The sequence below is a fragment of the Shewanella chilikensis genome, from assembly GCF_002836945.1.
Classification (GTDB): Bacteria; Pseudomonadota; Gammaproteobacteria; order Enterobacterales; family Shewanellaceae; genus Shewanella; species Shewanella chilikensis.
Map to the genome: position 1 here is coordinate 13,667 of NZ_NIJM01000056.1, position 13,865 is coordinate 27,531.

Here is a 13,865-nt window from a genome sequence, read left to right on the forward strand (position 1 = left end):
TTCCTGTGCATCACATATATGGCGGCCGGGGTTTTACAATTTATGACCTTGCCTTAAACTGAGCTGTCTCTAACAAAGAAGGATGGTAGTGCCTATGTACAAGGCCTTTTATGGACTGAACGATAACCCGTTTTCAATTGCGCCTAATCCCAGTTACCTGTTTCTCAGTGACAGACACAGGGAAGCCTTGGCGCATTTGACCTATGGTCTGGGGGAAACGGGAGGCTTTGTGCTGCTGACGGGCGAAGTGGGCACAGGAAAAACCACGGTTTCCCGCTGCTTATTGCGGCAACTACCGGAAAATACCGATACTGCTTTTATCCTCAATCCATCTCTGACCGAGCTTGAGCTGCTGGCCACTCTTTGTGATGAATTGAAAATTCCTTATGGTGAGGCACCCACCCTTAAGCAGTTGACCGACCATATCAGTGGTTTTTTGCTGGCTAACCATCAGGCCGGACGCAACACAGTATTGATAATCGATGAGGCCCAACATCTGCGGGCCGAAGTGCTTGAACAACTGCGCCTGCTTACCAATCTGGAAACTGATACTCGTAAATTGTTGCAGGTGATCCTCATAGGTCAGCCCGAGCTGCAGCAACTGCTCAAGCGCCAGGAGTTGCGGCAACTGGCACAGCGAATAACCGCCCGGTACCATCTGTTGCCGCTCACCGAAGAGGAAGTGGGTTTCTATGTGCAGCACAGGTTGCAGGTTGCCGGACGTAGCGAACCCTTGTTCAACCGAGGCGCGATTCGAGCGCTGCATAAATTCAGTGGTGGTATTCCAAGGCTTATCAACCTCTTGTGTGAGCGAGCCCTGATGGCCGGTTATGGTCAGTCGCGAACCCCTATTGATGCCAAGATGGTGGCCTCTGCCGCTGAAGAGGTGCTGGGAGAGAAAATCAAACAACGTAATTATTGGTTACCAGCTTCTGCTGCCGCTATGCTGCTTTTGGCATTTGCCGGTGGTTACTATTTCCTGGCGCAGCCGGAACAGGCAGTGGCCCAAGATCAGTCCGGGCGCCAACTTCATTCAGGGATAGATGCCAAGCAGACTCAGGTTTCCGCTAATAAAGCATCTGTGAACAATCTTTCTGTCAATCAAGCTGGCGCAGACAAGGCCGCAGTCAACCGGGCGCAACGGATCCTGACGCAAGCCATAGATCAGAGCCGCAATATAGATACCGCCTTCGCGGCGCTGTTTGCGCTTTGGGACAAGGTGCCATATTCAGGCATCAGCGCTTGTCAGGCCGCCGAGCAGCAGGGGCTAGCCTGTTATCAGCAGCAGGGTAATCTCAACTCCTTACTACGGCTCAATTATCCGGCTGTGGTCTATCTGGAAGATGAACAACAGCAACCTTTCTATGGCACTTTGGTTACTAAAGATGGTGAACAGTTGCTGCTGCAACTCAATGAACAGCAACTCTGGGTCAGTATTGATTGGTTCAATCGTCATTTCAGCGGCACTTTTGAAATCATCTGGGATGCCCCCAAAGATCCGCTCAAGGCGATAGGCCCCAGTGCCGGCTTGGCCCAAGTGCAATGGCTGGAAAATACTCTGGCGCAGGTAGATGGTCGCCAAGCCAGATTAATGAGCTATTTCGACAGCGAGCTGGAGCAGTCGCTGCAACAGTTTCAACGCCGCCATGGTTTGAAGCCGGACGGTATTGCCGGTAGCCAGACTTTGGTTCAGCTTAATCTGTATCTGAGCCATCAAGGCCCCAGATTGCATGCGGGGGGAGAGAGCTGATGTCTATTCTTCTTGATGCTGTGACCCGGGCCAAACAACAGGAAATGGGAGAGCAGCTGGATCCTGTGTTGACCCCCAGGGCGCAATATCGTCAGCCTTCATCCGGCGGAGCCTATTTCAAGCCGCTGGCAGTATTGGTAGTTGCTGTGCTGGCAGGAGGAGCCCTGGCCTGGGGATGGCACATGTTGGATAACAGCAAGAAGACTCCGGCTCCCGAGACATCTTCAGTTGAGGCGCAAGCCTCGCAGCAACAAGTCAGGCAACAAGATGAGTCTCAAGGATATAAGCAACCGACTCAAGCCGCTGAGGTGGCTGAACAGGGGGCTGCTGAGGTGCGTTTAGCCGGAAAGGTTGCCTTGCCTTTGGCTCAACCTATACCTCAGGCTCAAGTGGTTCAATCTCAACTAACCCAATTGCAAACTATACAGCCGCAGACCACACAGCCTCAAAATGCTCAAGCTGTGAGTAGCACAAATCTAAACCAAAGACGCGAAGCAAATATTGCCGCTAATCAGAGTCAGACTTTGGCGAATACTGAGCTTAGTAATAATGATACGCTGGCTGCCAGTGTGGCCGAAGCGGCCAAAGAGCTGCAGTTTGAGCAAGTTCAGTCTGGCAGTTCATCTTTTGCAAATCAGCGGCAAGCGATACAGGCAACGGACGAGGAGCCTATTATTCTGGGAGCTAACCCCAATCGCCGTGGGCTTGAGGTGCTTGAATCTCTCAAGCGCCAGGTCAATGATGCGGCTGAGGATGTGGGGCTATCCAGTGCCGAGAGTCGCCGTCAGGATGAACTGGTGGCTCAGTTTCAGGCTGCATTAGCCGATGTTGAGCACCGGCACTCGGCGGAAAAACCTGTATCACCTCCTGAATTGGACCCCATTCCCAAAACTGAGGAAGAGGTGCCTCCCTATGGCGGCTTGCCTGCCGGACTGCAACTGCAAGTGCCTGAATTTGATATCAGTGCCCATGTATACGCTTCTGAGCCTTCCAAGCGTTGGTTGAATGTAGACGGTGCCGAATTGCAGGAGGGCGATAGTATCAAAGGAATATTAAAGGTTGTTGAGATCCGTCCAAGAGATGTGGTGCTGGAAATTCAAGGGCAGAGGTTTCGGGTACCGGCTATTTGACTTGGTTTTTTAGACTGGCGGTGAACTTGATAACGAACTGCCACGAGGGCGGATAGCTTCTGCATCCAGAGTTAATCTTCGCCGTCGGGCCTGTTCAAACAAGCACTCTGGATGATGTTTGTTTGAACAGGTCTTTAATACCAGGTGCAGCTATGGCTCTAAGCTATGTATAACGACTACATGGGGAAGATAAACGATTAGCAACAAGGAGTTGGGCGGGTAGAGAGTTACAGAAACAAAAACGCCACTCAGTGAGTGGCGTTTTTGCTGTTTCATGGTGCCGGCACCAAGAGTCGAACTCGGGACCTACTGATTACAAGTCAGTTGCTCTACCAACTGAGCTATGCCGGCTAAATTGTGGTGCCCGAACCCGGAATCGAACCAGGGACACGCGGATTTTCAATCCGCTGCTCTACCAACTGAGCTATTCGGGCAACTGAACTGAGTGTCAGTCATCTACTTCGAACCGGGAGTTAAGGCCCGTGTCGTTCGGAGTGCGCGTATAATATAGTTCTGAATTTTTTCCTGCAAGTGCTTTTTCGGCATAAATCCTGTGTTCGCTCAGTTAATGCTCAGAATTGGGCTTTTTGAGCTGAAATCAAACTGATATCGCTTGAAAAGCCAGCACGCCGCCTATTGCATCAAACTATCTTCGCCGCCATCTGCCGTGGTACCCGCATCACTGTGGCTCTTTAAGCCCACCTTTTGTCCTACTTTCTAAAATTTCGAAAGAAATGGCCAATATTTAATGATTTTAGTTTTCATTTAGCCTCCATATGATGTGCTTAAGACCTAGCTTAAGGATAGAAAATGCTTGCCAACACTCGTCAGGGCTACGGCCTTGTCAGCATTTTAAACCATTGGTTATCGGCCATTGCCGTGATAGGCCTGTTTGGGCTCGGCTACTGGATGGTTGATTTGACCTATTACAGTGCCTGGTATCAGAAGGGGCCGCATCTGCACAAGAGTATCGGCATTTTGCTGTTGGCGCTTACCCTGGTCAGATTGTTGTGGAAACTGCTGAGCCCCTCGCCACAGGCGATACCGGACAAGCCTTTACTGCAGAAGGCGGCCCGTTTGACGCATTGGGGACTCTACCTGTTGCTGCTGCTGATTATGTTGAGCGGCATATTGATCTCCACCGCCGATGGCCGGGGTATCGCGGTATTTGAGTGGTTTGAGCTGCCGGGTGTCGGTGAGCTGTTTAACAATCAGGCCGATATCGCCGGGGCGATACATAAATACGCCGCCTATAGCTTGATAACCCTGGTGGTGCTGCATGCCTTGGCGGCGCTGAAACACCATTTTATCGATAAAGATCAGACACTCATCAGGATGATTAAACTCAAGAGAGGATAGCGAAATGAAAAAGACCCTGTTTGCCGGTTTGCTTGGCAGCGCCCTGTTATTGCCTTGTGCCGTGAATGCCGCCGACTATGTGATTGATACCCAGGGCGCCCATGCCTCTATCAACTTTAGAGTCAACCATCTTGGCTACAGCTTTGTAGTCGGGCGTTTCAATGAATTTGAAGGCAGCTTCAGCTTTGACAAGGCCAACCCGGCAGATGCCAAGGTGAATGTGACCATCAACACCCAAAGCCTGGATTCAAACCATGCCGAGCGGGACAAGCACCTGCGTTCGGCCGACTTCATCAATGCCGGCAAGTATCCCAAGGCCAGCTTCAGGTCCACCAAGGTGGAGGACAAAGGGAATGGCGAATTGGCGATCACCGGTGACTTTACTCTCAATGGGGTCACCAAGCCGCTGACCATAGATGCCAAGGCTATCGGTGAAGGGCAGGACCCTTGGGGTGGTTACCGCGCCGGGTTTATCGGCTCTACCGAGTTTGCCCTCAAGGATTACAAGATTACTACCGATCTGGGCCCGGCTTCCACTCACGTCAAACTCGATCTGGTGGTTGAAGGGGTTAAGCAGTAATCCACAATAGTTTTTACAGAAGGCGCCGTCGGCGCCTTTTTCTTTTTGGCCTGTAAACTGGCTGCGAAAGTCACCGAAAGCCAGCGCCGATATGGCACAATGAGCGCCAATATAAACAATAGAGCCCGGGTACTTGGGCTGCCGGTGAGTTGTGAGCTGAAACCATGTTGAATATCGAAACCCTTGAGCAGCTTAAACAACTGCTCGAAAGCCAACCCGCGGTATTACTGCTGTTCGGCGGCGAGCATTGCGGTGTGTGTCAGGCGTTGAAGCCCAGAATAAGCGCCATGTTGGCCGACGAGTATCCACTATTGCAGGCGGCCTATATCGATTGTCAGGGCCCTGGCCAGCAGCTGTCTGCCCAGATGAGTATCTTTAGTTTGCCCGTGGTGCAGGTCTATTTTGACGGCGAAAAGTTTGCCGAGTTGCAGCGGGTATTTTCTCTGGCGGATCTGCGAGAGGCAATCGACAGGCCCTATCGGCTCAGTTTTGAGTCGTTTTAGCCCAAACAATGATGTGCCAGTATTCGATGCTTGTTTGATTAAGCTATTAAATATAGTTTCAACGCAAGTCGCACCTGCGCCTGGGATTGAGGTTAGATTATGAAGAGAGCAGTGAAGGCAGTCCAATTATCGCTTGAATAGATTCTTAGCAATAATTGGACGCAAAAATGAATAGAAACAATATCTGGAATTACTCATTCTTATACTCTTTGGTACTTCTGGTACCTTTTGATCTGCTTGCTTCACTGGGGATGGACTTATACCTTCCGGCAGTGAATGAAATCGGCACAAGTTTCAAGGTAGGAAGGGAGCAGGTTCAGCTGACGCTGACCATGTATATGGCACTCCTAGGCCTTGGGCAATTGCTGTTTGGCCCCCTCTCGGACAAGTTTGGCAGAAGGCCGATAGTCGTTATTGGCGCTGTCTTGTACTCATTGTCCAGCTTGGCTATTCCGTTAAGTCCGAACTTTGATTACTTTCTGGGACTGAGATTGTTACAGTCGCTGAGCGCGTCTGCGCTATTGGTTGCGGCGTTTGCCACGGTCAGAGATGTATTTGCAGAAAGGGAAGAAGGCGTAGTCGTTTATGCCATCATGGGTTCAGTGTTAGCTTGTGTCCCGGCAGTGGCTCCGTTTCTGGGCGCCTTGATAGAAAAGCAGTGGCATTGGCAGGGCATATTTTACTTCCTGGGAATATTTGCTGCCGTGGTTGCCGTGCACACAGTGTTTAAATGGCCAGAAACCCGGCCGGCCAACACCCAGCCGTTTCGTTTCAATAGCTTGTTCATCATCCTGGGGTCCAAGACTTTTATCGGTTATACCTTGGCTTATGCAACGGCAATGGGAACCTTCTTCGCCTACTTTTCCACCTCTCCCTCGGTGCTGATGGATACCTTGAGCCTGAGTAAAGTCGAGTTCAGCCTCTGGTTCGGCTCGGTGGCGATTGTGATGATACTGACCACCAGGTTCGTAAAGCCTTTGGTTAGGCGTTGGGGAATCAGCGGCACAGTGTTTCGAGGGCTGGCGGGGCTATTTGTCAGTGGGCTTATCCTCTATCTGTGCGAGTGGTTCTTTGGCGTTACCCTGCTGGGCTTTATGCTTCCCATGTACCTGATTGGAGTCAATATTGCCTTGACTTGCGCAGTCTCGGCCAACGGCGCGCTGCACGCCTTCTCCGCTTCGGCGGGTTTGGCAACGGCGCTTTATTATGCGCTGGAAAGCCTGTACTTAAGCCTTATGGTCAGTGTGCTGATAAAGCTGATCCCGCCCGGGACCTCGGCCACCATAGCCGTGTATATCCTTATCTCTTCCCTGTTGGCTGCGGGCTTTATCCTGCTGGGGCGGCGGCAGAGCAAATAGCTTCTTATAAGCTTGCAGGCCACATTTGAGCTTACTCAGGTGTGGCTTTCGCTGCTGATCGGGCACTTCTTTGAGGAGGCTATTGTGGTTAATGGGTGTTTTTCGGCTCACTCTTGAGCAAGTTTATGGTCAGAACCCCAATTGAGATTGCGGCAACAATGGATGCCAGTCTAACCATTTGAGAAGAGAGCGATAATACACTTGGATTATTGACTATTTGATAAGTCAATACGATAAAGTTGGTAAACAGTAACTGGTAGATAGTCAGGTGGGTTTTACGGCGTATTGCGAAACAGGCTAATTGTAATCCTGAAAAAATAGTTACCCCTATGATCACGAAAGTCGGTGCATTCACAGAGGTTAACAGCATGCATGGTATGGTAAATAGTATCCCGACAGAAGTTGTGATAAGTCTATGGTAGCCAAACGTGTGGCTGTCTTTGGTAATAGGCGATTTTATCATGCTGCCAAAAGTTATGGCTATCAACAAGGCTTGTGAGCTGCCAGCCCAGATTAATGCATAAAGCACAATGCTTGTAGCGGTTGCTTTAAAGACGATTTTCCCCATGTTTTTATCAGCACCTTCAATGCTGGTTTCATCGGGCGGGATATTTGCCTCGTCACCAGGAAATAACCAAAAACCAAGGTAGGTTGCCAACACCGCAATGATAAAGCTTTCGAACAATGTCCATGGTAAGGCGCTTAATGGTATGGACATCTGTTGCTTCATTACCACCATGAAAATGACGATAACTAAAGTTAAATTGGCAATAATATCTTTGGGATCTTGATGGCCACGGTAATAGCTCAGAAACATCAGTGACCAAGTAAACAGTAAAAATCCAGTGGGCGTACCTATCAACAGATTTCCCAGTGTTACTATGCCAAAACTGATAAGCAGGAGTACTACCAGTAGCTTTAATAGCACCTTAAGCTGTGGCCTGGATGGCATCAGGGTAAACAATATCACTACAAATACAGGGGCGATAACAGGTATGGCGGCGCCTGAATATATGAGATAGAACAGGAGCAGCACTGGCGTGAAAACCAGCCTGATGACTGAATTTGCTGCACTATGAAACATAAGTCAAAACGCTCAGAATGTTCATCCAGATGGACGCCAACCAATCACCAAAGCTACTTTGCTCGGTTAAGAATGCAACCGTTGCTTTAGAACCATAACGAACATTACCGGGCACATTACCGTTCTCAAAGATAATGTTAACCGGATACCGTTGCGCATTTAGGGAGTTATTGTTTGCGACTAAAAAGCCGGTAGCCTGATCCGTTTCATTACTCCCTCCCGTGCCCCAGCCTATGCTTTCGACTCTTCCTTCGAGCACTCGACCCGGTAAAGCGTCCATGACAATTTTTACTTTTTGATTGACACGGATATGCTCCAGAGAATTTTCTCTTACCAGCGCTGATATCCAGACACCTCTTGGGTCGATAAAAGTAAGTAGCGGAGAGCCTACACTGGCTTTTTGCCCAACAGTGAGTTGTAGGTTGGTCACAATACCTTTGGAAGGGGCAATGACTTTAGTGCGTTGTAAGTCTAACTGTGCTTTTTCCAGGCTGGCTATTGCGGCGAGGATTTGCGGGTTGTCTTGCCCTTCAGGACCAAGGTTTTGTTTTGCTTGTACCAGAGAGGCTTCTGCTGCATTTAAGGCGGCTTGGGCTCGATCCCTGGCTTCAATCGCATTATCCAGCTCAGCTTTACTCAATACGCCTTTTGCTGCCAATTCAGTGATTCGCGCCGCTTGCTCTCTGGTATTATCGCGCGCCGCCAATGACTCAATCACTTTGGCTTGCGCGACTTCAACGGCTGCAGTACTGGCGCCGATATTTTGCCCAGCAATAGCCAGGTTGGCTTGAGCCGTGCGCAAGTTGATTTGGTAATCTCTGGAATCAATTTCAAATAAAGTCTGGCCGGGTTCCACCACCTGGTTATTTCTGACCTTGACCTCGGTAATGTTGCCTGAAACTTCGGGAGCGACTCTAACCAGATAAGAGTGGATTCTGGCCATCCCTGTCATTGGGGTTACACGATCAGCCCACAAGCTATAGAGCCAAATGAAAAAGACGAGGCCAATGATGAAAAAACTCAACTTTCTGGAGGAGGACTCTGCTTGGGACATAGGGTAACTCTCTTGACGATCTGCTATAGCACGTGGCATTTGTGTCTGAAATTATATGTTTGTTAATAAATGTTTGATAGTTTTTTGGGGGACGATAGTTTGATTGAGTACTCATTTGGATAAGTTTTTCTGATTACAGCGTGTTGGAGTGACTTGAGGAAGCCTCAGATAGCTTGTTAAACACACTGGTACAGCAATGGGACTTTACGGACGATATATAAGGTCTGTTGGGGGAAAAGACTATAACGTAGCAAAGTACCATTCTATTGGCTGCATATTGTGCGGCTATGCTGGTAAGACTATCAGTGTAAGTACTTAGCGTAAGTACGTTGATAATTTTGTTGGCAGGAGTAACTTATCGGCTCGTCTTGAGTCTGTTCTTTTAGCTCTGAGAAATATTAGTGGTCAATAAAACCTAACTTTGCATTTTGGTTGGTTGGATTAGTGAACAACGAGAATTGATTCTTAAAACTGGTTAACAGGAGTGATAAAGGCCCATAAGGGCCTTTTCTCATTTAGCTTGCGACACTATAGCGGCTTATTCATCTTCTGCCGGTGGCACATAGCCTTCAATCTGTACTTCCTGACCTTCGAACAGGAAGGCGACCATCTGCTCTTCCAGCAGTTTGCGATCATCGACATTCATCATGTTCAGTTTCTTTTCGTTGATCAGCATGGTCTGTTTTTTCTGCCACAGGCCCCAGGCCTCTTTGCTGATGTTGTCGAAAATGCGCTTGCCGAGTTCGCCGGGATACAGTTGGAAATCCAGGCCATCGGCTTCTTTCTTGAGATAGACGCAGTTAACTGTGCGTGCCATGTTTACTCCTTGGTCAGACTCGGTTCCAGGCTGGCCAATACCCGCTCTGTTGCAGCGGCCAGTCCCACCCGGGAAGGTTGGTTTAAGTTATACCAGAGACAGGGTTTGGGTTCCATTACCCTGTCTTTACTCTGGGCGCTGTGACCTTGGTCCAGCAGCGTGTCTGTGGCTACTTTGCTCTTTAGCCGCAGCAGCATAGGCTGGGCGTCCAGGTGAAAGTGGCTGAAGGTGTGACGAAAACCGGGTAGCTCTGTGATGCTGTGCTCTGCAAGCCCCAAGGCTTTGGCTGCTTGCTGCAGGTTTTGTCTGTTGCTGAACTCGGGGAAACACCAGAGGCCGCCCCAGATCCCGGCGGGTGGCCTTTGCTGCAGCATGATCTCGCCATTGTGTTCCAGCACCAGTAGCCAGGCTTCTTTGGCCGGAATCGCCTTCTTCGGTTTCTTGCCGGGGAATTCGCCCTGGCGCCCCATTAGCTGCGCCTTGCAGTCACGGGCGACCGGGCACTGATCACAGGCGGGGCGGGAGCGGGTGCATATGGTGGCACCTATATCCATCATCGCCTGGTTGTATTTTTGGATCTCGGCCTTGGGCGTGAGCGCTTCAGTCCGATGCCAGAGTTGGTTTTCCACATCTTTTTGCCCGGGCCAACCTTCTATGGCGCCGTGGCGGGCCAGTACCCGTTTGACGTTGCCATCCAATATGGGGTGATGTTGCCCCAAAGACAGCGACAGTACCGCACCTGCGGTTGAGCGGCCAATGCCCGGCAGTGCCAGTACCGAGTCGAAGTCGGTTGGAAACTCGCCGTTAAACTCATCACGCACCTTGATGGCGGCCTTGTGCAGGTTACGGGCGCGGGCGTAATAGCCCAAACCTGTCCACAGATGCAGCACTTCGTCCGTGTCGGCATTGGCCAGGCTGACGACATCGGGGAAACGGGCAATGAATTTTTGGAAGTAGGGGATAACAGTCGCGACCTGGGTCTGCTGCAACATAATCTCAGAAATCCATACTTTATATGGGGTCTTTTGCTGTTGCCATGGCAGAGTCTTGCGACCATTCAAGTCGTACCATTTTACGATACGTTCTGCGAAAGAGGCTGTTTTGTTCATCGGCGCAGTGTAGCCGCAGCCAAGGGGCGAAACAAGGAGATTGATCCCCCCAAATGATTGACTTATTTCGTTCTTGTGGATTGTTGGTATACTTTTTCAGCATCAGGGCTTGCACTGTATGGTGAACTTTGGATAATGCCCTTCTTTTTTCACACCTCTCTAGGGGCAAAAATGAGCGAAGTCACAACGGCCGAGTTTAACGAAGAAGGCAAGTATCTGCGCAAAGTAAGAAGTTTTGTGCTGCGTGAGGGGCGCCTCACCAAGGGCCAGGCCCAGGCCATAGAAGCGCATTGGGGCAGCATGGGGCTGGATTATTCCCCCGAGCCTCTGGATTTGAACGCCGTCTTTGCCCGTGAGGCAGATACAGTGCTGGAGATAGGTTTTGGTATGGGCGCCTCACTGGTGACCATGGCCAAGGAAGCCCCTGAGCTTAACTTTATCGGTATCGAAGTGCACAAGCCTGGTGTGGGCGCCTGTCTTGCCGATGCCGGCGAAGCCGGAGTCACTAACCTGAGAGTATTCCATCACGATGCCATGGAAGTGCTGGAGCATGCCATTGCCGATAATTCTCTGGCGCGGCTGCAGCTGTTTTTTCCCGACCCATGGCACAAAAAACGCCACCACAAGCGCCGCATAGTGCAGCCGGCCTTTGCCGAGTTGGTGCGCCGTAAACTGAAAATCGGTGGTGTGTTCCACATGGCTACCGATTGGGAAAACTACAGCGAGCATATGCTGGAAGTGATGAATGCCGCCCCCGGCTATCGTAACCTTTCCAGCGATGGCACTGTAGTGCCACGCCCGGATTATCGTCCGTTGACCAAGTTCGAGGCCCGCGGCCAGCGCCTGGGTCACGGTGTTTGGGATCTGATGTTCGAACGTACAGAGTAATTACACCAGAGGGAGAAGCAGTATGGCTATTCGCAGTCGTCGTTTGCGCAAGAAGTTGCGTGTTGATGAATTCCAGGAGTTGGGATTTGACGTTAGTTGGCGTTTTGCCGACTCTGTGTCGGAGGAACAGATAGATCCCCTGGTCGACCGTTTTATTGATGAAGTCATAGAACCTAGAGGCTTGGGCTTCCACGGTGGTGGCCACAGAGAGTGGGAAGGCATTATTGCCACCCAAAGAATTGGCAAGTGCACCGAAGATGACAGAAGCGCAGTCAAGGCATTCTGGGAAGCTCAGCCAATTAACGAGTTGGAAATCACTGAGCTGTACGACATTTGGTGGAGTTAATCCCGGACGAGGCCTTGCTTGAGCAGGTGCTCGACAGGGTTCGCCCTCTGATTGGCCAGGGTAAGGTGGCGGATTATATTCCGGCCCTTGCCCGGGTCAATGCCAACAAGCTGGGGATTGCCGTCACCATGGCCGACGGCACCACAGTGGGGGCAGGGGATTATTTAGAGCCTTTTTCCATTCAAAGTATTTCCAAAGTGTTCAGCCTGACACTGGCGCTGACACTCTATGAAGAAGGCGAAATCTGGAGCCGGGTAGGCAAAGAGCCGTCGGGTCACTCATTTAATTCTCTGGTGCAGGTGGAGTTGGAGCGCGGCATTCCCCGTAATCCCTTTATCAATGCAGGTGCGCTGGTCATAGCCGACTTGCTGCAGAGTCGCCTCGGAGCGCCCAAGCACAGAATGCTGGAAGTGGTTCGCCGTTTGGCGGGTAATCCGCATATCTGCTACGACAAGGTGGTGGCCGATTCCGAGTATCAGCACAGTGCCCGCAATGCTGCCATTGCCTATCTGATGAAGTCCTTCGGTAACTTCAACAATGATGTGGATACTGTGCTGCGAAGCTATTTCCATTACTGCGCCTTGAAAATGAGCTGCGCCGATCTTTCCCGGGCCATGATGTATCTGGTCCAAGGCGGTAAGGCATTGGATGGCAAAGCGCTGATATCACCGCTGCAGAGCCGCAGACTCAATGCACTTTTGGCTACATCCGGGCTTTATGACGGCGCCGGTGAGTTTGCCTACCGGGTCGGCATGCCGGGCAAGAGTGGAGTCGGTGGTGGCATCATCGCTGTGATCCCCGGTGACATGTCCATCTGTGTCTGGTCGCCGGAGCTTGACCGCAGCGGCAACTCACTCGCCGGAACGGCAGCGCTGGAGCAACTCAGGCTGGCCGTTGGCCGCTCAATTTTCTGATCCCAAAGGCAGCATTCCGCTGCCTTTGTTTTTTACGCCATACCATAGCTTTCAGCCTAAAGTTGCACATTAGGCGCTTGCCGGTTTTCCGGCGAGGGATGTTTCTCATTGCCTGCCGCAGGCTTATGCACAGGCGATCCTGTGACACGCTGTTAACCCATCCTTGTGCGCTCGACGAAAACGTCCCTGTTTTCGACGGTCACAGTTCCGCCTGTGCCTGGAATTAGGCGTATATCTGCAGCTGAATACGACACTTTGGGATGAGGAATTGCACCAGATTCCCCCTTCGGAGCCGCCGCGGGTGTTGTTGCGCCGAGACAGGGATGTCGAGGCTCGAAGGTTGAGCAAGGCGAATGTTGCGAAGCGACAAGTTCATGAGCGCGAGCCAAGGAAGGCGAGCTGGCCGTTATGTATGGATGCATTTGGCGAGTCCTGAGTGTAGCCAATTTGTTTCATAAGCCAGCGGGAATTTCGGCTACGTCGGGGTGTCCTTGGGGATGCAAGGGGCTTTGGACAAGCAAAGCCTCTTGCTCGGTGTGGTTTGGCGAGAGTTGCGTAGCAACGTGCTTTCGAGCGAGAGCCAGGGATGGCGAACTGGCCGTTGTGCATGGATGCATTTGCTCCACGACTTTAGGCCGCTGGCACAGCGGCTATCAGGCTTTGAACCAAATCCCACCAATAAACCTGGTTTTAGCTGCCAGCTAAGTTGCAGCCCATCACCTGCGGTGCGCTTTCGCACAGGCGATCCTGTGACTCGCTGCGAGTACATCCCTGTAAGCTCTGCCTCGCCATCCCTGGCTCGGAAGGTCACAGTTCCGCCTGTGCCTGAAAATGAGGTGTATGTCTGCGGGCATATAGGTCGCTTCAAACAAGTTAGCTCTCACAGAATTGCACCGACTCCCCTTCGGAGCCGCCGCTGGCGTTGTTGCAAATTGGCGTAGCCGAGACAGGGATGTCGAGGCTCGAAGGTCGA

Annotated in this window: 13 protein-coding genes and 2 tRNA genes; 9 read left to right on the forward strand and 6 right to left on the reverse strand. The window is 51.1% G+C overall.

What is annotated here, in order from left to right:
* The first annotated feature begins 94 nt into the window (after positions 1–94).
* Entirely contained in the window at positions 95–1,750 is a 1,656-nt protein-coding gene (locus tag CX651_RS16745; RefSeq protein WP_101057011.1) for an ExeA family protein, read from the forward strand.
* On the forward strand, positions 1,750–2,880 hold the full coding sequence (locus CX651_RS16750; protein ID WP_101057013.1) for a general secretion pathway protein GspB: 1,131 nt from the start codon (positions 1,750–1,752) through the stop codon (positions 2,878–2,880). The genes CX651_RS16745 and CX651_RS16750 overlap by 1 nt, the downstream gene beginning before the upstream one ends.
* Positions 2,881–3,155: 275 nt before the next feature.
* On the opposite strand, the gene CX651_RS16755 is transcribed toward CX651_RS16750, so the two are convergent.
* Positions 3,156–3,231 (reverse strand) — tRNA-Thr (locus CX651_RS16755).
* A gap of 7 nt (positions 3,232–3,238) precedes the next feature.
* Positions 3,239–3,314: transfer RNA gene (locus CX651_RS16760), tRNA-Phe, on the reverse strand.
* A 376-nt stretch (positions 3,315–3,690) separates the two neighbouring features.
* On the opposite strand from CX651_RS16760, the gene CX651_RS16765 reads away from it, so the two are divergent.
* The 4 genes from CX651_RS16765 to CX651_RS16780 all read left to right on the forward strand — a co-directional run bounded on the left by CX651_RS16765 (position 3,691) and on the right by CX651_RS16780 (position 6,680).
* Positions 3,691–4,239 (forward strand): cytochrome b, encoded by a 549-nt coding sequence (locus tag CX651_RS16765; protein ID WP_101057015.1) that lies wholly within the window; start codon positions 3,691–3,693, stop codon positions 4,237–4,239.
* Between the two features lie 4 nt (positions 4,240–4,243).
* On the forward strand, positions 4,244–4,819 hold the full coding sequence (locus tag CX651_RS16770) for a YceI family protein (RefSeq protein ID WP_101057017.1): 576 nt from the start codon (positions 4,244–4,246) through the stop codon (positions 4,817–4,819).
* Positions 4,820–4,983: 164 nt separating this feature from the next.
* Positions 4,984–5,322 carry a thioredoxin family protein gene (locus tag CX651_RS16775; RefSeq protein WP_101057019.1) on the forward strand — a complete coding sequence of 113 codons (339 nt, stop codon included), beginning with the start codon at positions 4,984–4,986 and terminating at the stop codon, positions 5,320–5,322.
* Positions 5,323–5,489: 167 nt separating this feature from the next.
* The gene (locus CX651_RS16780; RefSeq protein ID WP_101057021.1) at positions 5,490–6,680 is read left to right on the forward strand and encodes a multidrug effflux MFS transporter; all 1,191 of its coding nucleotides are present in this window, start codon (positions 5,490–5,492) and stop codon (positions 6,678–6,680) included.
* 88 nt (positions 6,681–6,768) lie between these two features.
* On the opposite strand, the gene CX651_RS16785 is transcribed toward CX651_RS16780, so the two are convergent.
* From CX651_RS16785 to mutY, 4 genes are all read right to left on the reverse strand, one after another.
* Positions 6,769–7,764, reverse strand: a complete 996-nt coding sequence (locus tag CX651_RS16785; protein ID WP_101057023.1) for a DUF2955 domain-containing protein — start codon at positions 7,762–7,764, stop codon at positions 6,769–6,771.
* Complete coding sequence (locus tag CX651_RS16790) at positions 7,754–8,818, reverse strand: HlyD family secretion protein (protein ID WP_101057025.1); 1,065 nt, start codon at positions 8,816–8,818, stop codon at positions 7,754–7,756. Before CX651_RS16790 ends, CX651_RS16785 begins: the two co-directional genes overlap by 11 nt.
* A 538-nt stretch (positions 8,819–9,356) precedes the next feature.
* The gene (locus CX651_RS16795) at positions 9,357–9,635 is read right to left on the reverse strand and encodes an oxidative damage protection protein (protein ID WP_039034915.1); all 279 of its coding nucleotides are present in this window, start codon (positions 9,633–9,635) and stop codon (positions 9,357–9,359) included.
* Positions 9,636–9,637: 2 nt separating this feature from the next.
* Positions 9,638–10,744, reverse strand: a complete 1,107-nt coding sequence (mutY, locus tag CX651_RS16800) for an A/G-specific adenine glycosylase (protein WP_101057027.1) — start codon at positions 10,742–10,744, stop codon at positions 9,638–9,640.
* A gap of 171 nt (positions 10,745–10,915) precedes the next feature.
* On the opposite strand from mutY, the gene trmB reads away from it, so the two are divergent.
* From trmB to glsB, 3 genes are read left to right on the forward strand one after another with little or no spacing between them, the layout of a single operon-like run.
* A complete protein-coding gene (gene trmB, locus CX651_RS16805) occupies positions 10,916–11,632 on the forward strand; it encodes a tRNA (guanosine(46)-N7)-methyltransferase TrmB (protein ID WP_025009473.1) in 717 nt (238 codons plus the stop codon).
* Positions 11,633–11,654: 22 nt separating this feature from the next.
* Positions 11,655–11,978: a YggL family protein gene (locus CX651_RS16810; protein WP_101057029.1), complete on the forward strand. Its 324-nt coding sequence runs from the start codon at positions 11,655–11,657 to the stop codon at positions 11,976–11,978.
* On the forward strand, positions 11,978–12,892 hold the full coding sequence (gene glsB / locus CX651_RS16815) for a glutaminase B (protein ID WP_101057030.1): 915 nt from the start codon (positions 11,978–11,980) through the stop codon (positions 12,890–12,892). Before CX651_RS16810 ends, glsB begins: the two co-directional genes overlap by 1 nt.
* The last annotated feature ends 973 nt before the right edge of the window (positions 12,893–13,865 follow it).

Bases quoted from the DNA above. Each gene is read 5' to 3' on its own strand.
- CX651_RS16750 (WP_101057013.1), top strand. From the start codon at position 1,750: ATGTCTATTCTTCTTGATGCTGTGACCCGGGCCAAACAACAGGAAATG.
- CX651_RS16795 (WP_039034915.1), bottom strand. From the start codon at position 9,635: ATGGCACGCACAGTTAACTGCGTCTATCTCAAGAAAGAAGCCGATGGC.
- CX651_RS16765 (WP_101057015.1), top strand. From the start codon at position 3,691: ATGCTTGCCAACACTCGTCAGGGCTACGGCCTTGTCAGCATTTTAAAC.
- mutY (WP_101057027.1), bottom strand. From the start codon at position 10,744: ATGAACAAAACAGCCTCTTTCGCAGAACGTATCGTAAAATGGTACGAC.
- CX651_RS16780 (WP_101057021.1), top strand. From the start codon at position 5,490: ATGAATAGAAACAATATCTGGAATTACTCATTCTTATACTCTTTGGTA.
- CX651_RS16785 (WP_101057023.1), bottom strand. From the start codon at position 7,764: ATGTTTCATAGTGCAGCAAATTCAGTCATCAGGCTGGTTTTCACGCCA.
- CX651_RS16745 (WP_101057011.1), top strand. From the start codon at position 95: ATGTACAAGGCCTTTTATGGACTGAACGATAACCCGTTTTCAATTGCG.
- CX651_RS16810 (WP_101057029.1), top strand. From the start codon at position 11,655: ATGGCTATTCGCAGTCGTCGTTTGCGCAAGAAGTTGCGTGTTGATGAA.
- CX651_RS16775 (WP_101057019.1), top strand. From the start codon at position 4,984: ATGTTGAATATCGAAACCCTTGAGCAGCTTAAACAACTGCTCGAAAGC.
- CX651_RS16770 (WP_101057017.1), top strand. From the start codon at position 4,244: ATGAAAAAGACCCTGTTTGCCGGTTTGCTTGGCAGCGCCCTGTTATTG.
- trmB (WP_025009473.1), top strand. From the start codon at position 10,916: ATGAGCGAAGTCACAACGGCCGAGTTTAACGAAGAAGGCAAGTATCTG.
- CX651_RS16790 (WP_101057025.1), bottom strand. From the start codon at position 8,818: ATGTCCCAAGCAGAGTCCTCCTCCAGAAAGTTGAGTTTTTTCATCATT.